15 protein-coding genes are annotated in these 18,533 nt (G+C 74.0%); 4 read left to right on the top strand and 11 right to left on the bottom strand.

The annotated features are described in order from the left end of the window. From ABEA81_RS19140 to ABEA81_RS19100, 9 genes are all read right to left on the bottom strand, one after another. On the bottom strand, positions 1-1,029 hold the full coding sequence (locus tag ABEA81_RS19140) for an ABC transporter ATP-binding protein (protein WP_345606551.1): 1,029 nt from the start codon (positions 1,027-1,029) through the stop codon (positions 1-3). Then, the gene (locus tag ABEA81_RS19135) at positions 1,026-2,183 is read right to left on the bottom strand and encodes an ABC transporter ATP-binding protein (RefSeq protein WP_345606550.1); all 1,158 of its coding nucleotides are present in this window, start codon (positions 2,181-2,183) and stop codon (positions 1,026-1,028) included. The genes ABEA81_RS19140 and ABEA81_RS19135 overlap by 4 nt, the downstream gene beginning before the upstream one ends. Further along, entirely contained in the window at positions 2,180-3,106 is a 927-nt protein-coding gene (locus ABEA81_RS19130) for an ABC transporter permease (RefSeq protein ID WP_345606548.1), read from the bottom strand. Before ABEA81_RS19130 ends, ABEA81_RS19135 begins: the two co-directional genes overlap by 4 nt. Next, positions 3,099-4,079 carry an ABC transporter permease gene (locus ABEA81_RS19125; RefSeq protein ID WP_345606546.1) on the bottom strand — a complete coding sequence of 327 codons (981 nt, stop codon included), beginning with the start codon at positions 4,077-4,079 and terminating at the stop codon, positions 3,099-3,101. Before ABEA81_RS19125 ends, ABEA81_RS19130 begins: the two co-directional genes overlap by 8 nt. Before the next feature lie 99 nt (positions 4,080-4,178). Next, the gene (locus ABEA81_RS19120) at positions 4,179-5,930 is read right to left on the bottom strand and encodes an ABC transporter family substrate-binding protein (protein WP_345606545.1); all 1,752 of its coding nucleotides are present in this window, start codon (positions 5,928-5,930) and stop codon (positions 4,179-4,181) included. A gap of 219 nt (positions 5,931-6,149) precedes the next feature. Then, positions 6,150-7,982: an ABC transporter family substrate-binding protein gene (locus tag ABEA81_RS19115; protein WP_345606543.1), complete on the bottom strand. Its 1,833-nt coding sequence runs from the start codon at positions 7,980-7,982 to the stop codon at positions 6,150-6,152. Between the two features lie 34 nt (positions 7,983-8,016). After that, positions 8,017-9,945 (bottom strand): translational GTPase TypA, encoded by a 1,929-nt coding sequence (gene typA / locus ABEA81_RS19110; RefSeq protein ID WP_425570606.1) that lies wholly within the window; start codon positions 9,943-9,945, stop codon positions 8,017-8,019. 53 nt (positions 9,946-9,998) lie between these two features. Continuing rightward, complete coding sequence (locus ABEA81_RS19105) at positions 9,999-10,832, bottom strand: type IV toxin-antitoxin system AbiEi family antitoxin (protein ID WP_345606542.1); 834 nt, start codon at positions 10,830-10,832, stop codon at positions 9,999-10,001. Positions 10,833-11,016: 184 nt separating this feature from the next. After that, a complete protein-coding gene (locus tag ABEA81_RS19100) occupies positions 11,017-11,871 on the bottom strand; it encodes an NUDIX domain-containing protein (RefSeq protein ID WP_345606541.1) in 855 nt (284 codons plus the stop codon). Between the two features lie 121 nt (positions 11,872-11,992). Here ABEA81_RS19100 and ABEA81_RS19095 point away from each other — a divergent pair, with 121 nt between their 5' ends. After that, the gene (locus tag ABEA81_RS19095; protein WP_345606540.1) at positions 11,993-13,369 is read left to right on the top strand and encodes a hypothetical protein; all 1,377 of its coding nucleotides are present in this window, start codon (positions 11,993-11,995) and stop codon (positions 13,367-13,369) included. A 23-nt stretch (positions 13,370-13,392) separates the two neighbouring features. Here the strand turns inward: ABEA81_RS19095 and ABEA81_RS19090 are convergent, their stop codons facing one another. Both ABEA81_RS19090 and ABEA81_RS19085 read right to left on the bottom strand, forming a co-directional pair. Beyond that, the gene (locus tag ABEA81_RS19090; RefSeq protein WP_345606539.1) at positions 13,393-14,742 is read right to left on the bottom strand and encodes a sensor histidine kinase; all 1,350 of its coding nucleotides are present in this window, start codon (positions 14,740-14,742) and stop codon (positions 13,393-13,395) included. After that, on the bottom strand, positions 14,739-15,413 hold the full coding sequence (locus ABEA81_RS19085; RefSeq protein ID WP_345606651.1) for a response regulator transcription factor: 675 nt from the start codon (positions 15,411-15,413) through the stop codon (positions 14,739-14,741). The genes ABEA81_RS19090 and ABEA81_RS19085 overlap by 4 nt, the downstream gene beginning before the upstream one ends. A gap of 83 nt (positions 15,414-15,496) precedes the next feature. Between ABEA81_RS19085 and ABEA81_RS19080 the strand changes: the two genes are divergently transcribed. Genes ABEA81_RS19080 through ABEA81_RS19070 form a run of 3 tightly spaced genes read left to right on the top strand, consistent with a single transcriptional unit; the run spans position 15,497 to position 18,347 of the window. After that, positions 15,497-16,516, top strand: a complete 1,020-nt coding sequence (locus ABEA81_RS19080) for a LolA family protein (RefSeq protein WP_345606538.1) — start codon at positions 15,497-15,499, stop codon at positions 16,514-16,516. 5 nt (positions 16,517-16,521) lie between these two features. Next, positions 16,522-17,502 (top strand): ABC transporter ATP-binding protein, encoded by a 981-nt coding sequence (locus ABEA81_RS19075; RefSeq protein ID WP_345606537.1) that lies wholly within the window; start codon positions 16,522-16,524, stop codon positions 17,500-17,502. After that, entirely contained in the window at positions 17,499-18,347 is an 849-nt protein-coding gene (locus tag ABEA81_RS19070) for an ABC transporter permease subunit (protein WP_345606536.1), read from the top strand. The genes ABEA81_RS19075 and ABEA81_RS19070 overlap by 4 nt, the downstream gene beginning before the upstream one ends. Positions 18,348-18,533 lie beyond the last annotated feature (186 nt).

Here is an 18,533-nt window from a genome sequence, read left to right as displayed (position 1 = left end):
CTACAGGAGTGACCTGCGCTCCGCGTAGTGGCACGCCGCGGGGTGGCCGTGGCCCCGGTCGACCAGCTCCGGGGGCTGCTCGATGCACGCACTGCGTTCGGACTCGCTGAGCTCGTTCGCGAACTTGGGGCAGCGGGTGCGGAAGCGGCAGCCGCTGGGCGGGTCGGCCGGGCTGGGCACGTCGCCGACCACGGTGATCCGCTCGCGGGCGCGCTCCTTGCGCGGGTCGGGCAGCGGGATCGCGGAGATCAGCGCCTGGGTGTAGGGGTGGGCGGGGCCCGCGAACAGCTCCTCGGAGGTGCCCGTCTCGACGATCGTGCCCAGGTACATCACCGCGATGCGGTCGGCGATGTGGCGCACCACGGACAGGTCGTGCGAGACGAACAGGTAGGACAGGCCCAGCTCGGACTGCAGCTCGTCGAGCAGGTTCAGCACGCCCGCCTGGATGGAGACGTCGAGCGCGGACACCGGCTCGTCGAGCACCAGCACCTTGGGCCGCAGCGCGAGCGCCCGCGCCACGCCGATGCGCTGGCGCTGGCCGCCGGAGAACTCGTGCGGGAACCGGTTGCCGTGCTCGGGTTTGAGGCCCACCGTGCGCAGGAGGTCGCGCACGACGGCGCGGCCCTCGTCCCCGTAGCGGCCGTGGATGCGCAGCGGCTCGGCGATGATCTCGTTGACCGGCATCCGCGGGTCGAGCGATGCGTACGGGTCCTGGAACACGATCTGCAGGTCGCGGCGCAGGGTGCGCATGTCGGAGCGGGAGAGCGACGTGAGCTCGCGGCCCTGGTAGTGCACCTCCCCGGACGTCGCGGGCTGCAGGTTCAGCAGCACGCGCGCGGTGGTGCTCTTGCCGCAGCCGGATTCGCCGACGAGGCCGAGGGTCTCCTGCTCGGCGAGGTCGAACGAGACGCCGCAGACCGCGTGCACCTCCCCGACCTGGCGGCGCAGCAGCCCGCGGGAACGCACCGGGAAGTGCTTGACGAGGTTGCGCACGCTCAGCACGGGCGGCGCGGCGACGGGGGCGGTCATGAGGCGTTGTCCTGCGTGTCCGTCGTCGAGTCGAGGGCGGCGGTCTCGCGCACGAACTCGGCGAGCGCCGCCGTGTCGGTGACCCTCGTGCCGAACAGCTGCTCCGGCCCGACCCCCACCAGCTCGTCGGAGAAGTGGCACGCCGCCGTGTGGTCCGGGTCGGTGGTCGGTTCGAGCGCGGGCTCGTCCTCGTCGCAGATCTCCCGGGCCAGCGGGCAGCGCGGGGTGAACGGGCACCCGGGCGGCATGTTGACCAGCGACGGCGGGGCGCCGGGGATCGGGGTGAGCCGCTCGGACGGCCGGTCGATCCGCGGCAGGCTGCCCAGCAGCCCGAGCGAGTACGGCATGCGCGGGGTGTAGAACACGTCCTCGGCGCTGCCGCTCTCGACGAGCTTGCCCGCGTACATCACGAGGACGCGGTCGGCCCGCCCGGCGATCACACCGAGGTCGTGGGTGATCAGCACCATGGCGGCGCCGGTCTCCTCACGGGCGGTGTCGAGCGCGTCGAGGATCTGCGCCTGCACCGTGACGTCGAGGGCGGTGGTCGGCTCGTCGGCGATGATCACGTCCGGGTCGTTGGCCATCGCGATCGCGATGACGACGCGCTGCCGCATCCCGCCCGAGAGCTCGTGCGGGTAGCTGCCCAGCCGGGCCTTCGCGTTGGGGATGCGCACGATCTCCAGCAGCTCGGCGGCCCGCTTCAGCGCGGCGTCCTTGCTGACGTCGTGGTGGGCGCGCACCGCCTCCGCGATCTGGTACCCGATGGTGTAGACCGGGTTCAACGACGTCATCGGGTCCTGGAAGATCATCGCGATCCGCCGCCCGCGGATCTTGGCCAGCTCGGGGTCCGGGGCGCCGAGCAGCTCCTTGCCGCCGAACCGCACCGAGCCCGCGACCCGCGCCGAACCCGGCAGCAGGCCCATCACGGCCATCGAGGTGACCGACTTCCCCGAACCCGACTCGCCGACGATGCCGAGCACCTCACCCCGGCGCAGCCGGTAGCTCACGCCGCGGACGGCCCGCACGAGTCCGTCGTCGGTGGGGAACCCGACGGTGAGGCCGTCGACCTCCAGCACCACGTCGTGGGACGCGCGGGCCGTCTCGCCCGCGGTCTGGGCGACCGCGAGCAGGTCCTCCCCACTGCCGTCCGTCATGCGCGCACCTTCGTCTGCTGCGGGTCGAGCGCGTCCCGCAGGCCGTCGCCGATGAAGTTGATGGTCAGGGCGATCAGGATGATGAACAGCCCGGGGAAGTAGAACAGCCACGGCCGGGTGGTGAGCGCCGTCTGCGCCTCGCTGACGAGGATGCCGAGCGAGGTGTCCGGCGGGCGCACACCGAAGCCGAGGTAGGACAGCGACGTCTCCAGCAGGATCGCCAGCGCCACGAGGATCGTGGCGTTGACGATGATCGCCCCGAGCGCGTTGGGCACCAGGTGCCGGAAGATGATCCGGACATCGCTCGCGCCGAGCGCCTTCGCCGCCTCGATGAACTCCTTCTCCCGCAGCGAGAGCACCACGCCGCGGGCCACCCGGGAGACGTACGCCCAGTACAGGCCGGCGATGACCACCGAGATCAGCCACCACGAGCCGCCGAAGTTGTGCGCGAGCATGGCCGCGACGGCCAGCAGCGGCAGCGTGAGGACGAGGTCGGAGATCCGCATGAGGATCGTGTCGGTGACCCCGCCGAAGTACCCGGCCACCGCGCCCCACACCGTGCCGACGACCGTGGAGAAGAACGCGACGAGCACGGCGATCTGCAGCGAGATCTGGGTGCCGCGCAGCACCTGCGCGAACTGGTCCTTGCCCGCGGCGTCGGTGCCGAACGGGTGGGCGAGCGACGGCGCGTCGGACTTGTCCGGCGTGAACTGGCCGAAGTCGTACTTCCACAGCGCGCCGCCGATGTAGGCGAGCAGGATCAGCAGCACGAGCACGACGAGGCTGCCGACGGCCAGCCGGTGCTGCAGGAACCGGCGCAGCACGAGCTGGAACTGGCTGCGCTCGGCGACGGTGAACTCGCGGTCGGGCGTCGTCCCGGTGCGGGGTTCGGCCGACGGCGCCGTCACGGGCGTCTCAGGCATAACGGATCCTGGGGTCGAGGACGGCGTAGAGCAGGTCGGCGAGCAGGTTGAACACGATCACCACCGTCGCGGTGACCAGCAGCCACGCCATCACGACGTACACGTCGTCGTTGTGGATGGCGGTGAGCAGCAGATCGCCCATCCCCCGCCATTGGAACACGGTCTCGGTGAGCACGGCGCCGCTGATGATGGAGGCCAGGTCGAGTGCGGTGACCGTGGTGAGCGGGATCAACGCGTTGCGCAGCGCGTGCTTGATCATGACGCGCTGCCGCGACAGGCCCTTCGCCCTGGCGAGCCGCACGTAGTCGCTGTTCATCACCTCGAGCATCGAGGCGCGCTGGTAGCGGCTCCACGCGGCGTAGGAGATCAGCGCCAGCGAGATGGTGGGCAGGACCATGTGCCCCGCGATGTCGGCCACCTGTGCCCCGAACCCCTCTGGGAGCGGCACCGACGAGTCGCCGATCGTGTAGATGACCTGCTTGTCGACGGCGTTGTTGAAGTCGATCCCCGCCTGCTTGAGCAGGATCGCGAGCCAGAACGCCGGCATCGCGAGGAACAGGAAGCCGAGGAACGTGGCGGTGTAGTCGGTCTTCGAGTACTGCTTCACCGCGCTGATCACGCCGACGACGACGGCGAGCACGAGCGCCAGGACCATCGCGATCGCGATCAGGCGGATCGTGACGACGAAGCGCCCGGCCACCTCGCTGCCGATGTCGAGGTTCGACTGGACCGACGGGCCGAAGTCACCGTGGAAGAGGCCGCTGAGCCACATCCAGTACCGCTCGAGGACCGGGTGGTCCAGGCGCAGCCGCTCGGCCTCGAGCGCGATCGTCTCCGGCGGGGGCGGCGGGTTGCGGTTCAGCAGCGGCGACAGCGGGTTGCCCGACAGCGACGCGAGCATGAAGACGATGAACGACGAGATCAGCAGGATCGGGAGCGACACCGCGATCCGCCGCACGGCGAAGGCGAGCATGGGCGATCTTCCGGGTGGTGGGTACGGCGGGTCGTCGGCAGGCTACGCCGCTCCCGGGGCGGCCGCCGCGGAAGCCGCGGCCGCCCCGGAGCGGGGATCTCAGCCTGCCGCGCGCAGCCCCCACTCCTCGACGTTGTACGTGGGACCGTCGAGCGAGGAGTTGTTCCGGACGTTCGCGACGTCGTCCTTCGCCGCGATGATCGTCGGCTTCTGGTACAGCGGCAGCACGTAGGAGTCCTCCGCGAGGATCCGGCCTGCCTCGTTGAGCTTGTCGCGGGCCGGGCCCAGATCGGTGGACGTGGCCGCCTCGTGCATGAGCCGGTCGACCTCGGGGTTGCTGTAGTGCCCGTAGTTGCTCTCCGACGAGCTGTTCCAGGTCTGCTCGGCGTTGCTGAACGACGCGGGCGTCTGCACCCAGGCGAAGACGATCAGGTCGTAGTCGCCGCTGCTGGTGGTGCCGCCGAGGTCGTCGGTGGGCACGATCTCCAGGTTGATGCCGAGCGGCCGGACCTGGGACTGGATCAGCTCGACCGTGGTCTGCCGGATCGCGTTGCCGACCGTGTAGCGGATCCGCAGCGGCGGCACCGCGCGGCCGTCCGGCCTGGTCAGCTGCTGGCCCTCGGCGATGTTCGTGTAGCCGGCGTCGGTGAGGATCTGGCGCGCGCGCTCGACGTCACCGCTGCCCTGTTCCGGCGGCAGGTAGTCCTCGTAGCCGTCGATGCCCGGCACGAACATGTGGCTCTTGAGCGGCGTGACGTCCTCGTTGAACTGGCCGACGGTCGAGTCGATGATCGCCTGCACGTTGGTGGCCGCGAAGATCGCGTCGCGCAACGGCTCGTCGGCGAGGAACTCGTTCTTCAGGTTCAGGTCGAGGTGCTCCCAGGTGAGCCCGAGGCCCTGGTACTGGGACACGCCGGGGATGTTCTGCACCTGCTGCACGAGGTCGACCTGCGGCTGCGGGTAGATGACCTGCACCTCGTCGTTCTGCAGGGCGATCGGCTCCTGCGACGCCTCCGTGATCACCCGGATGACCAGCTGCTGGAGCGGCGGCTTCGCCGCGCCGTACCACTTGGGGTTCGGCACGAGCGTCAGCGCGACGTTGTCCTGCCAGTTGTCCACCTGGTAGGGCCCGCCGCTGTAGGTCGGCGCGGTGGCGCCGAACCAGTCCCACGCCGCCTTGAGGCCCTCGGGCGTGTTCAGGTCACCCTGCTGGGCACCGACGTGCGCCGGGTAGAGCGGGGTGCCGGACGCGAAGAGGTTCTTCCAGTCGGCGTACGGCGTGCCGAACACCATCGTGACGGTCTTGCCGCCGTCGGAGCCGGTGATCGACTGGACCTGGTTGTAGCCCGCGTTCTGGGCGGCGGCGCACCCCGGGCAGTCCTTGCCGTTCATCGTCTTCCACTGGAAGACGAAGTCGTCGGCCGTGATCGGCGTGCCGTCGCTCCAGACGGCCTCCGGCTTGATCTTGTAGACGATCGTCTGGGGGCTGGTGCTGGTCTGCTCGGCCGAGACGAAGACGTTCTCGTTGAGCACCTGCTTCAGGTCCGGCGTGGTCGTGAAGGTCCACGGCAGGAGCGTCTTGATCGCCATAGCGGGCTCGAAGACGTTGCCCTCGGAGGAGTTGATGTTCCAGTTCGAGATGTTCTTCTCGATCGCGAACGTCAACGTGCCGCCCTTCTGCAGCTGCGCGGCCGGCACGGCGTTGCAGGTGTTGGGGTCGGCGCTGCAGTCCTGGTAGACCCCGCCCTCCGAGGCGTCACCACCATCGCCGCCGCCCCCGCCGCAGGCCGCGAGCACCAGTGTGGCCGCCGCCGCGATGGCGGCGAGCGATGCCGCCCTCGATCTCCTCATCGGACTTCCTGACCTCTCTCTGCTGGACCGACCCCGGTCGGGCGTCGTCACACCGGCTCGGCGGAACCCGGCCCATGTGAGGAACCGGCGCACCGACCCAGGGCACGGTAGGAAGCGCTTTCGCGCCCGTCATCCGCCGCCACTCGATCGTGACCAAAGGGTGACCGGAACCGAACGGAGCGACAACATCCCATTACCTGCCGGTAACTTACTCTTGGGTCACTCCGCAGGCACCCGCCACGTCGGGGCGCCGGTCAGCGGCCCGGACGCGAGCGGGCCCGGCCCGATGCCGGTCACCGCGTCGGCGGCGGGGGTGCTCACCACGAGGTTCACGGGCTGGAACAGCGGGAGGAACGGCAGCTGCGCCCAGAGCACCTGCTCCACGGCCCCCGCCGTCTCCGGGCGGGGTGTGGCGGACAGGAGCTCGTCCAGCGCCGGGCGCAGCGCGGGGAAGCAGAACCCCGTGGGCGGGCGCGGCGGATCGGGCACCAGCGCGGTGGGCGCCGGGCAGCCGTAGTCGGAGGCGAGCTCGGTGCCCGGGTCGCCGCCGACCGTGCGCGGCAGGACCATGAGGTCGACCTGCACCCCGCCGGGCGCGGGCGGCAGTGCGGGGGTGGTGGTGGCCGGGGTGGCCGACGTCGTGGCGGGCGGCGTCGGCGCCGGCGCCGGCTGGGTCGGGGTGGCAGCCGGGCCCCCGGACTGGGCCGTCGGCGACGGGGTGGGGCTCGGGCTCGGCGGGACCGCAGGCACCGCGGCCTGCCCGAACAGCTCCACGGCGGACGGGCCCACCAGCGTGACGTCGATGCCAGCCGCATCGAGCTGCTGCGCGACGACCCGGGCCACGTCGACGTCCTCCGCGCGGTCGTTCGCGGCCCCGATCACGAGCGACACCGGGCCGCCCGCCACGGCCCACCGGCCGGTCGTGAGGTCGCGGCTCCAGCCCGCGCTGGCGAGCAGCTGGGCCGCGGCGGCCGGGTCGTGGCGCACCGGCGTGTCCGGTGGCTCGGTCGACGCATAGCCGGGCTGCGACGGCGCGAGCCCGAACGCGTCGGCCGCGAGCGCCTCGGGGGCCACCGCGGCGCGGATCGCGTCCCGGTCCAGCAGCATCGCGATCCCGCGGCGGGTACGGGCGTCGGCCAGCGGCCCACCGTCGGCGCGCATCCCCAGCTGCGTCACGATCGGCTCCGGTGACAGCTGCAGCTTGGGGGCGGGCTGCACCCCGCCGAGCGCCGTGCGGACGTCCGGCTCGGCCTCCGGCAGTGCCACGTCGACGTCGCCCGCGGCCAGCGCGGGGGCCAGCTCCTGCGGCCCCATCCTGCGGAGCAGGAGCTCGTCGAGCACGGTCGGCGTGTCCCAGTAGAGGTCGTTGCGGGCGAGCAGCACCTCGCCGCGGGCCCGGTCGACCGAGGTCACCCGGAACGGTCCGCCGGACGCCGGGATGCCGTCGGTGAGCGCGCCGGTCCACGAACCGGGTGCGTCCTTGAGGATGTGGGCGGGCAGGAGGTCGGAGAACAGGTGCTGCCAGGCCGGGTAGGGGTGGGAGAACACGACGTCGACCGCCTTGCCACCGGCGCGGGAGCGCACCTCGGTGATGAGCTGGTAGCCGGCGGCGTCGGCGACGCCCGGCTGGCTGCGCATCTGCTCCCACAGGTAGACGAAGTCCTCGGCGGCGATCGGCGCGTTCGTCGACCAGGAGGCCTCCAGGTTGAGCTCGTAGCTCACCGTGAACGGCTCGGTGGCGGTGACCTCGGCGCTCGTCGCGATCGTCTGGTCGAGGTGCATCGTGCCGTCGGCGTCCGCCCGGAACACCGACGGGAGCACGAGCGTGGCGAGCGCCGTGGTCACCGGCGACTGGTGGGCCAGCAGGTGCGGGTTGAAGCCCGCACCCATGTCGTCGGCCCCGACGCCGACCACGAGCCGCGTCGGCTCGGGCTGCGGGGTCGGTATCGGCGCGGGCGGCGGCGGAGCCACCGGCTCGTTCGAGCAGGCCGCCAGCGCCACGACGAGCGCCAGGACCAACGCGGCACAGCCCGACACCCGCACCCTGCTCATGTCCCCCACCGTATGGAGGTGCGGCGGGGGGCGATCAGCGGGGGTTGCGCGACCTGGCCCGCTGCCGGGCCCGGGCGTGCGAGTCGAGCTCCACCTTGCGGATCCGCACCGACTCCGGCGTGACCTCGACGCACTCGTCGGTGGCGCAGAACTCCAGTGCCTGCTCCAGGTTCAGCACGGTGGGCGGCGTCAGCTTCACCAGCTCGTCGCCCGTGGAGGAGCGCATGTTGGTGAGCTTCTTCTCGCGGGTGATGTTGACCTCGAGGTCCTCGGCGCGGGTGTACTCGCCGATCACCATCCCCCCGTACACCGGGGTGCCCGGCCCGATGAACAGCACACCCCGGTCGGAGAGCTGGTCGACCGCGTACGCCGTGACCGGGCCGGACCGGTCGGACACCAGCGAGCCGCGCTGCCGGGTGCGCAGCTCGCCCACCCAGGGGCCGTAGCCGTCGAAGACGTGGCTCGCGATGCCCGCGCCGCGCGTGATCGTCAGGAACTCGGTGCGGAACCCGATCAGCCCGCGCGCGGGCACCCGGTAGTCCATCCGCACCCGGGTGTCGCCGTGCACCATCTGCCCCAGCTCGCCCTTGCGCGCCGCGACCAGCTGCGTGACGGCGCCGAGGTGCTCGCTCGGCACGTCCACCGACAGCTGCTCGAACGGCTCGTACAGCTTGCCGTCGATCGTGCGCGTGACGACCTCCGGCTTGCCGACGGTGAGCTCGAAGCCCTCCCGGCGCATGGTCTCGACGAGCACGGCGAGTGCCAGCTCGCCGCGACCCTGCACCTCCCAGGCGTCCGGGCGCTCGGTGGGCAGCACCCGCAGCGACACGTTGCCGACGAGCTCGGCGTCGAGGCGGCCCTTCACCTGGCGGGCGGTGAGCTTGGTGCCCGGGTGCTCGTCGCGCCCGACGAGCGGCGACGTGTTGATCCCGATCGTGACGGCGATCGCCGGCTCGTCGACGTGGATGCGCGGCAGCGGCACCGGGTGCTCGGGGTCGGCGAGGGTGTCGCCGATCATGACGTCGGCGATGCCGGCGACGGCGACGAGGTCGCCCGCGCTCGCCGAGTCGGCCGGCACGCGGTCGAGCGCCTCCGTGCGGAGCAGCTCGGTGATCTTGACGCGGGTGACCGTGCCGTCGGCCTTGCACCACCCGACCTGCTGACCCCGCCGGATCACCCCGGCCCGCACCCGGCACAGGGCGATGCGGCCGAGGAAGCTCGAGGCGTCGAGGTTGGTGACGTGGGCCTGCAGCGGCGCGCCCGGGTCGTCCGCGGGCGGCGGCACGGTCTCGGTGATGACGTCGAACAGCGCCTCGAGCCCGGGGTCGGCGGGCAGGTCGCCGTCGGCGGGACGGGTGCGGGAGGCACGCCCGGCCCGGCCGCTCGCGTAGACGACGGGGAGGTCGAGCAGCTGTCCCGTGGTGTCCTCGTCGAGCTCCAGCTCGTCGGCCAGCTCCAGCAACAGCTCGAGGCTCTCGTCGACGACCTCGGCGCAGCGGGCGTCCGGCCGGTCGGTCTTGTTGACCACCAGGACGACCGGGAGGCCCGCGGCGAGGGTCTTGCGCAGCACGAACCGGGTCTGCGGCAGCGGGCCCTCGCTCGCGTCGACGAGCAGCACAACGCCGTCGACCATCGAGAGGCCCCGCTCCACCTCGCCGCCGAAGTCGGCGTGCCCCGGCGTGTCGACGACGTTCAGCGTCATGCCGTGCCAGTCGATCGCCGTGTGCTTGGCGAGGATCGTGATGCCCTTCTCGCGCTCGAGGTCGCCCGAGTCCATGACCCGGTCGACGACGGCGGCGCGCTCCCCGAACGCGCCGGAGGCGCGGAGCATGGCGTCGACGAGGGTGGTCTTGCCGTGGTCGACGTGGGCGACGATGGCGACGTTCCGCAGCCGGCCGCCCGATTCGCGGGACGCGCCGGACCGCTGCGCGGGAGCCGCGAGGGTGGATGCTGCTGTGCTCACACTTCACGGTAGCCCGCCCCACCGCCGCACCTGCCGCCGGAGTGAGGACAGCCTCACCTCGATCGCCCGGTGGAGGGCTCGATCCGGGCGTCGAGGTGGTGGAGATCACGCCCCACGGCCGCCGCGATCGCCGCGAGCGCGACCCCCGGCCGGCCGGCGATCTCGCCACGCTCGACCCGGAGCACCCGCCATCCGGGGTGCGTGCGCGTCCCGGCCGGACGGACCCAGCCCACGGCCTCGACCGCCACCCGGGCGGCCGGGAACACCACCGTCGCCGGCCGGCCGGGCATCAGCCGCCATCCCCGCCACCCCGTGGCCCGCAGCAACCCGACCAGCCTCGCGTCGGCGGCCGCCGCCAGCACCGCGCCCGCACCGGCGGCCGGGTTGCGGCGGTGCGCGGCGAGGACGTCCGGCCAGCGGACCCGGCCCGCCAGAGCGCGCTCCAGCAGCTGCTCGCCCGCCACCCCGGCCAGCTCGGCAGCGGCCTCGACCGCGGTGAGCGCCGGAGCGGTGATCTCGAGGCCCCGGCGCACGGTGCGGTCGACGGGCGCCAGCACCCGGCACCGCACGACCACGCCCGGCCGCGCCGGCCTGCGCGCGGGCGCCGTCACGGCGAGCGTGCGCGGCGGGGCGGCCAGCAGCCCGTGCCACCACGCGGCCGCCGCGCCCGACAACGCCGCACCCGCACCCGCCCACAGCACCGCCGCCCTGGCCCGTGCCTCGTCGCCCGCCGCGTACCCCCGCACCAGGTAGACCCGCGGATGCAACGGCTGCCACCGCCTGGTCCGCACCATCCGGTCGACCGTCGCCGCGTCCAGGCCCGCCCGCAGCGCCTGCTCGCGGGAGATCACGCCCGCCTGGCGGGCGAGGAGGAGCTCCAGAGCCATGCCGGCACGGACGGAGCCGATCGCCGCACGGTTCCATCCGGTTCACGGATGCGAACGGTGGCGCGCCCGCGCACCCCGTCCCGGCCGACGCGGCGGGCGTCGCTCGACGCACGCGTCCGACGGGTCGCGTGAGCGGACAAGGGGTGCGTGGGCGGGGACCGGGTGCCCGTGCCGTTCGTGCGGGTCAGGAGGCGGCCGGAGGTCCCTTCCGGAGCAGCTCCACCAGGTCGGCGGCCACCGCCCGGTCGGCGGCCACCCAGTCGACGTCGGGGACGTCGGCCGCGGCGACCCAGCGCAGCGCCGCGTGCTCCAGCGGCTGCGGCTCGGGGCTGCCGGGCTCCAGCTCGGCGGTGTGCACCCGCAGCAACACGTCCGCGAGCGGAAGGTCGGTGCCGAGCCGCCCGGTGGCGCGGACGTCGGCGCCCAGCTCCTCCCGCAGCTCGCGCGCGACCGCGTCGGGCTCGGACTCCCCCGGCTCCACCCGCCCGCCCGGCAGCTCCCAGCGCCCGGCCAGCTCGGGCGGCCGGGTGCGCTGGGCCGCGAGCACGGCGCCGTCGCGCAGCAGCGCGGTGGCGACGACGACCGGCCGACCCGTCACCTCCGGAGCGCGCTCGACCAGCACGTCCGCCCGCGCGGCCAGCAGCCTCAGCACGAGCCCCCGTCCGAGCACCACGTCACCGAGGCGGCCGAGCCCGCCCAGCGGCGATGTCCATTCGACCTCGTCGAGCACGAGGGTGCCGGCCGCGGTCGGTGTCAGGGTCGTGCGGTGCGCCAGCGCGCGCAGCGGGCCGGCCACCAGCACCGACTCGAGTCCCGTCGGCGACACGTCGGTGATCCGGGTACGCAGCGGCACCCGGAGCCCGGGGGCCACCCGCACCCCGAACCGGACGGTTTCGCCGCGGCACACCAGCCCGCCGCCGGCCGAGAACCGGTGGCCGCAGCGGCGCATCGCCTCCGCCGACACCTCGGCGTCGCGCAGGAGGCCTGCGACGGTGCGCGCAGCGGCGTCGATCAGCACTGTCGACCGCAGGACGGGCACCTCCCGATCGTGGCAGGGTCGAGCGCGACACGCCGCCGTGACCCACCTCCACCGCCACGACCAGGTGAAATAGCCGTGGGACTGGCCCACATGGCGCCATGCCGCTCGTACCGTGATCCACATGGCTCCAGCCGAGCAGGCGCCGATCGCCGCCCCCGCGTTCGCCGTCGTGCGTCGCGGTTACGACCCGGACCAGGTGGCGTACCACCTGAACCGGGTCGACGCCGAGACCACGATCCTCGCCGCCGACCGCGCCGCCGCCGCCGAGCAGGCCGCGCAGCTGGGCCAGCAACTCGCGGCGTGCCGCAAGGAGCTGGACGCCGCGAACGCCGAGATCGAGCGGCTGCGCGGCGAGCTGCGGGTGCTGACCGGCCCACCGGACACGATCGACAGCATGAACGAGCGCCTGCAGGTGATGCTGCGCCTGGCCAAGGACGAGTTCACCGGCCTGCGCGCCGACGCATCCGCCCAGGCCGCCGCGCACGCCGCCGAGATCATCTCGGCGGTCGGCGCCGAGGCGGGCGACGTGGGCGGCTTCGGCTTCGACGAGGCGGAGCTGCGCGGCCCGCGCGACGAGGAGGAGCTCGAGCGGATGCGCCGCGAGGCCGCCGAGGAGCGCACCCGCCTCGACGACGAGGCCGCCGCCCGGCGGGCCGCGGCCGAGGAGGAGTTCCGCCAGGTGCTCGCGCTGCGCTGCCGCGAGGCGATGGCACAGCTGGCGAAGATGCAGACCGAGGCGATGCGCAGCGCCCGTCGCATGATGGACGACGCCGAGGAGCAGGCCCGCACCGTCCTCGCGGACGCGAAGGACGCGGTGCGCCAGACGGTCGAGGACGCCCAGCGCGAGGTCGACGACCTGCAGGAGCTGCGGCTCCACCTCGCCGCCCAGCTCGACACCAGCCGCCAGCTGCTCGACCGGGCCATCCCGGAGGGCCGGGCCGCCGGCACCGGGGCTGCGGGTTCCACGAACGGCTCCGCCCCGTCGAGCCCGACCGCCCGGAGCGCGCCGGCGGCGCCGCAGGTGGCGGCGGCCCCGAGCGACCAGCCACCGGCCGGTTCCGGATCGGGAACGGCACCCGCGGCGCCGCTCCCCGCGGAGGCACCGGCTCCGGCCGCCACCGAGCCGGGGACCCAGCACGCGGTCGAGCCCGCCGGGTCGCCGCAGCTGCCCGTCGCCTCCACCGACCAGCACGCCCCGCTCTCCGCGCCTGCGCTGCCCGCGCTCGCGGTGCCGCCGGGGTGGCCGGTCCAGCCGGGTTCGCCCCAGCCCCCGGACGGGGGCGCCGCCGAGCCGGTCCGCTCCGCCGAGCCGGGCACCGTCGAGCAGAGCCTGTCCGGTGGGCTGGCCGACCTCGGGCTGGTCACCGGGGACGCTCATCGCGCCCAGCCGATGCGGATCCCGCCCCGGGAGGCCGAGGCCCCGAACGTGCCGGGCCCGTCGCGCGTCCCGCTGGGGGAGCAGGACCAGCAGATCGCGCCCCCGCGCCGCTACCCCTGACGGCCGTCCGGCCGGGACGGAGGTCAGTTCGTCCGGCTGCTGAGCGCCGGCCAGCGCACCTCGATGCGCCCGCCGCCGGTGGGCGTCGCGCCGGCCGATACGACGCCGCCGCGCCCCTGCACGAGGGCGGCGACCAGCGCCAGCCCGAGCCCGGCCCCGCCACCGCCCTCCGGGGAGAGCCGCACGAACCGGTCGAAGACCCGCTCGCGGTCGGCCGCCGGGATGCCCGGCCCGTCGTCCTCGACCAGCAGCCGGACCACCCGGCCCGCAGGCAGGATGCTGATCCGCACCAGCGAGTGGGCGTAGCGCCGCGCGTTGGCGATGAGGTTGTCCAGCACCAGCGCCACCTCCGACGCACTCGCCCCGACCTCGGCCGGGGTGGGCGCCACGAGCTGCAGCACCGGATCCTCGAGCCGGCCGCAGCCGGAGCCGGCACGGTCGATCGCGGCCTGCGCGGCGGCGACGAGGTCCACCGGCTGGGCGGGTGGACGCTGCCCGGCGTCGGCGCGGGCGAGGGCGAGCAGGTCGGAGAGCATCGTGGTGAGCCGCGTGGCCTCGTCGACGACGGCACGCAGCGTCTCGTCCGTGAGGTCCGGGTCCGGGTGGGCGACGGCGACCTCCGCCTGGGCGCGGATCGCGGCCACCGGGGAGCGCAGCTCGTGGGCGGCGTCGCCGGTGAACCGCTCGAGCCGGGCCACCGCCTCGTCCCGCCGGGCGAGCAGGGCGTTGAACTCCTCGGCGAGCGCGCGCAGCTCGTCCTTGGCGACCGGCACCGGCAGGCGTTCCCCCGGCGGCAGCGCCGAGGCGGCCACGCGCATCCGGTCGACGGGACGGAGCGCCGCCCGGGTGGCCGCCCATCCCGCGAGCGCCACCACCGCGGCCACCACGAGCGCACCGACGACGAACCCGACCGCGGCGTTCGCCAGCAGGATGGCGCCGCCGACCAGGTCCGACGTCACGACGACCAGCCGCGGTGACCCGTCCGGCATCACGGCGGGCACGGCGAGCCAGCGCCTCAGCTCCCTGAAGTCACCGACGACGAACGCGTCGCCCGCGGCGAGCGCGCGGGTCTGGTCTGGGCGCAGCGGCAGCGCCGGGCCGCCGTCGACGGGTACGCCGGACATGTCCACGACGCGCAGCTCGAACCGGCGGACCTGCGCGGGCGGTGTGCCGGTCGCCAGCTGCCCGGCCACCGCGCGGGCGTCGGCGCGCAGCTCGGCGTCGGCGGCGCCGAGCATCGTCTCGTACAGCATGCTGACGCCGAGCCTGCTCAGCGCGAGCAGGCCGATCAGCGCGACGCACCCGACCACGAGCGTGATGCGCAACCGCAGCGGCCGGGCCGACCACCACCGTCGGAACCGGGCGCGGGTCACGGCGACTCGACGATGTACCCGTAGCCGCGGACGGTCTTCAGCACGTGACCGGCACCCACCCCGTCGAGCTTGCGCCGGACGTACCCGACGTAGACCTCCACGACGTTGCGGCTGGCCGCCTGCTCGTCGCCCCACACGAGGCGCAGGAGCTCGTCCTTGGCGACGGCCGTGTCCGGCCGGCTGGCGAGCGCGTGCAGCAGGGCGAACTCCCGTGGCGAGAGTTCCACGACGTCGCCGTGCCAGCTCACGGAGCGCGCGACCGGGTCGACGACCAGCGGCCCGAGCCGCACCCGCTGGCCGCTGCGGCCGAGCGCGGCGTCGCGCCGGCGCAGCATGGCCCGCAGCTGCGCCACCAGCACCACGAACGCGAACGGTTTGACGAGGTAGCCGTCGGCGCCGAGGTCGAGGCCGTCGGCCTGGTCGAACTCGCCGTCCTTCGCCGAGAGCAGCAGCACGGGCGTGTCCACCCCGGCGGCGCGTAGCTGCTCGAGCACCCGGTACCCGGACAGGCGCGGGAGGATGATGTCCAGCACGACGGCGTCGAAGCTCCCGGTGAGGGCCGCCTCCAGCCCCGAGAGGCCGTCGCCCACCGCGACGACCTCCATCCCCTCGGCCGTCAGGCCGCGCGCGACAGCCGTCCGGATGCCCGGCTCGTCGTCCACCACAAGCACGCGCGCCACGCGGCGGACGCTACCCGCACCCGCATACGCACACCTCAGAACACTCTCAGCGCGCGTCCGTCACGCTATGCCCCATGGCAACCGCGCGCAGCAACAGGATCGGACGCACGGCCGCCGCCGGCATCGCGGTGGCAGGCGCGGTGGGTCTGGGGCTGCTGGCGGTTCCCGCGGGCGCCGGCGCGCAGCCGGCCCTCCCGCCCGTCGACCCTGAGGAGCTGGTCCGGTCGGTGCTGGCCGCCGACCCGCAGCCGCTCGCAGGCGCGGTCGAGCTGGACAACGGCCTCGGGTTGCCCGCGCTGCCCGGCGTGCCGCAGGCGGCCGACGGCACGAGCACGGCGCGTATCTGGTGCGACGGCGAGCACCGTGGCCGCGTCCAACTTCCCACCGAAACGGGTGAGCGCACGCTCGTGTCGGACGGCGTCACCTTCTGGGCGTGGAACTCGGAGGACCGCACGGTGCGGCGGGTGCCCGAGGGCGACCACGATCGCGACGGGGCGAACGCGGACCCCGGCGCGGTCGCGGCCAAGGTGCTGGCCGCGCTGCGGCCCACGAGCGTGATCAGTGTCCAAGGCAGCTCCGAGGTCGCAGGCAGGGCGGCATACGATCTCGTCCTCGCGCCTGCATCGTCGGAGCGCACGCTTCTGCGGGAGGTACGGGTCGCTGTGGACGCCGAGCACCGAATGCCGCTGCGCCTCACCGTGCTGGCCACGGGATCGCCCGACCCCGCGCTGGAGCTCGGGTTCACCGACGTCTCGTTCGGCCCGCAGGACCCGGAGCTGTTCCGGTTCACCCCGCCGCCGGGGGCGAAGATCGAGGACGCGCAGCCCCACGAGGGGCACCCGCCCGGTGCGACCGAGCCCACGATGGTGGGCGACGGCTGGGACACCGTCCTCGTGACCACCGCCCCCGGGCCGGGCACCGAGCGCCCCGAGGGCGCACCCGACCTCGCCCAGCTCGGCCGGCCGATCAACGGGCCCTGGGGCAGCGGGCGGCTGATCACGAGCGCGGTGGCGGGCGTGATCGTCACCGACGACGGGCGCATCGCCGCCGGGGCCGTGCCCGAGCAGGTCCTCACCGAGGCGCTGGCGCGGTGACGACGATGCCATCGGTCGACGCGGCGCCCGCTCCGGCGGGCGCCGCTCCCGTCGAAGCGGTCGCGGCGCGGGCGATCGGGCTGCGCAAGCGGTTCGGCTGCACCGTGGCCGTGGACGGCATCGACCTCGACGTCCCGGCCGGCGCCGTCCTCGGGATGCTCGGCCCCAACGGCTCCGGCAAGACCACGCTGATCCGGATGCTCCTCGGCCTCACCCGGCCCACCGCGGGCTCGGTGGAGTTGCTCGGGCAGCGCGTGCCCGACGGCATCGAACGCGCGCTCCCCCACGTCGGCGCGCTCGTCGAGGGCCCCGGGTTCCACCCCTTCCTGTCCGGGCGGGAGAACCTCCGCCGGGTCGCGACCATGGAGCCGCTGCTCGCCCGCGGCGCGATCGCGAGCGCCGTGGACGCCGCGCTCGAGCGGGTCGGGCTCGCCGACGCGGCCGACCGGCGGTACCGGGGCTACTCGCTCGGCATGAAGCAGCGCCTCGGGCTCGCCGCGGTGCTGCTGCTGCCGCGCCGGCTGGTCGTGCTCGACGAGCCGACCAACGGGCTCGACCCCGCGGGCACCCGCGACGTCCGGCGGATCATCGCCGAACTGCACGCCGCGGGCACCACGGTCGTCGTCTCCTCCCACCTGCTCGCCGAGGTCGAGGCCACGTGCACGCACGTCGCCGTCCTCCAGTCGGGCTCCCTCGTCGCGGTCGGCGAGCTGCACACCCTGCTGGCCGCAGGCACCACGGGGCTCGTGATCACCACCCCGGACGTCGACCTGGCCCTGCGCACGCTGCGCGGCGCGGGCGCCACGGCCTACCGGGCCGAGCGCACCAGCTCCGAGGAGCAGGCCGTGGTGGTCGGCGACGACGGGCCACCCGCCCCCGAGCTGATCGCGCTGCTCGTGCGCGAGGGAGTCGCCGTGCACGAGGCCCGCCGCAGCCGCACCAACCTGGAAGAGCTCTTCGCCCGGCTCACGGAGGACCCGTCGTGACGACCGCTGTTCTCCCCCGTACCGACGCACCGCGCAGCGTGCCGGTGAGCCGGCTGCTCGGCGCCGAGCTCCGCTGGGTGCTGCGCCGCCCACGCACGCTGGTGATGCTCGGTGTGTTCGCGCTGGTCCCCCTGCTGATCTCGATCGGGGTGGCGGTCGCGGACGACGGGCCGGGCGGCGGCCTGATCGGCGCCGTCGCGGGGAACGGGTTGATGCTGCCGGTCGTCGCGATCACCGTCTCGCTCGCGCTGCTGCTGCCGCTGGCCGTCGCGATGGTCGCCGCCGACGCGATCGCGGGCGAGGCGGCTCAGGGCACCCTCCGTGGGCTGCTGATCGCACCGGTCGGGCGGCTGCGGCTGGTGGGCATGAAGGCGTTCGGCGTGCTCGTCGTCGCCGCGCTCGCCGTGCTCACGCTGGCCGTGGTGGGCGTCCTCGCGGGTGTGGTGGTCGTGGGCCGCGCCGAGGGGCAGCTCGTGACCCTGTCCGGCACGACGGTCGGGCTGGGCGACGCGCTCGGGCGGGTGGGGCTCGTCGTGCTGTGGACGATCGGGCAGCTGGCCGCGGTCGGCGCCGTCGCCCTCGCCGTCTCCGCCCTCACCGAGCACCCGTCGATCGTGGTGGCCTCCGTGCTCGGGGGGCTGATCGTGTTCGGGGTGCTGTCCGTCATCCCCGCGCTGGGCTGGCTGCAGCCCTACCTGCTCACCACCGGATGGACCGCCGGCGCCGACGTCCTGCGCGACCCGATACCCCCCGACGGCATGGTGGTGAGCACCCTGCGGGCCCTCTGCTACCTGGCGGTGGGTGCCGGCTTCGCGGTCTACCGCATGCTGCGCCGCGACGCGTAGCGGTCTCCCCACCGACGAACGGCACTCTCGTCCGTGAGGAACCGACGAAAGTGCCGCTCGTCAGCAGGAACTGTCCACCTCGCGCTTCCGCTGTCCACAGGTTGCACGACGTGTCGTGATCGCCACGCAACCGAGCAGAGTCCACCAGGCCGCCCCGGCGGTTCTGAAGGAACTGGAAGCCGCCTA

This window comes from Pseudonocardia adelaidensis (assembly GCF_039543345.1).
GTDB lineage: Bacteria > Actinomycetota > Actinomycetes > Mycobacteriales > Pseudonocardiaceae > Pseudonocardia > Pseudonocardia adelaidensis.
The sequence above is the reverse complement of the archived record's forward strand: the minus strand, read 5'-3'. Positions and strand labels throughout refer to the sequence as shown.

Bases quoted from the DNA above. Each gene is read 5' to 3' on its own strand.
- ABEA81_RS19140 (WP_345606551.1), bottom strand. From the start codon at position 1,029: ATGACCGCCCCCGTCGCCGCGCCGCCCGTGCTGAGCGTGCGCAACCTC.
- ABEA81_RS19135 (WP_345606550.1), bottom strand. From the start codon at position 2,183: ATGACGGACGGCAGTGGGGAGGACCTGCTCGCGGTCGCCCAGACCGCG.
- ABEA81_RS19130 (WP_345606548.1), bottom strand. From the start codon at position 3,106: ATGCCTGAGACGCCCGTGACGGCGCCGTCGGCCGAACCCCGCACCGGG.
- ABEA81_RS19125 (WP_345606546.1), bottom strand. From the start codon at position 4,079: ATGCTCGCCTTCGCCGTGCGGCGGATCGCGGTGTCGCTCCCGATCCTG.
- ABEA81_RS19120 (WP_345606545.1), bottom strand. From the start codon at position 5,930: ATGAGGAGATCGAGGGCGGCATCGCTCGCCGCCATCGCGGCGGCGGCC.
- ABEA81_RS19115 (WP_345606543.1), bottom strand. From the start codon at position 7,982: ATGAGCAGGGTGCGGGTGTCGGGCTGTGCCGCGTTGGTCCTGGCGCTC.
- ABEA81_RS19105 (WP_345606542.1), bottom strand. From the start codon at position 10,832: ATGGCTCTGGAGCTCCTCCTCGCCCGCCAGGCGGGCGTGATCTCCCGC.
- ABEA81_RS19095 (WP_345606540.1), top strand. From the start codon at position 11,993: ATGGCTCCAGCCGAGCAGGCGCCGATCGCCGCCCCCGCGTTCGCCGTC.
- ABEA81_RS19080 (WP_345606538.1), top strand. From the start codon at position 15,497: ATGGCAACCGCGCGCAGCAACAGGATCGGACGCACGGCCGCCGCCGGC.
- ABEA81_RS19075 (WP_345606537.1), top strand. From the start codon at position 16,522: ATGCCATCGGTCGACGCGGCGCCCGCTCCGGCGGGCGCCGCTCCCGTC.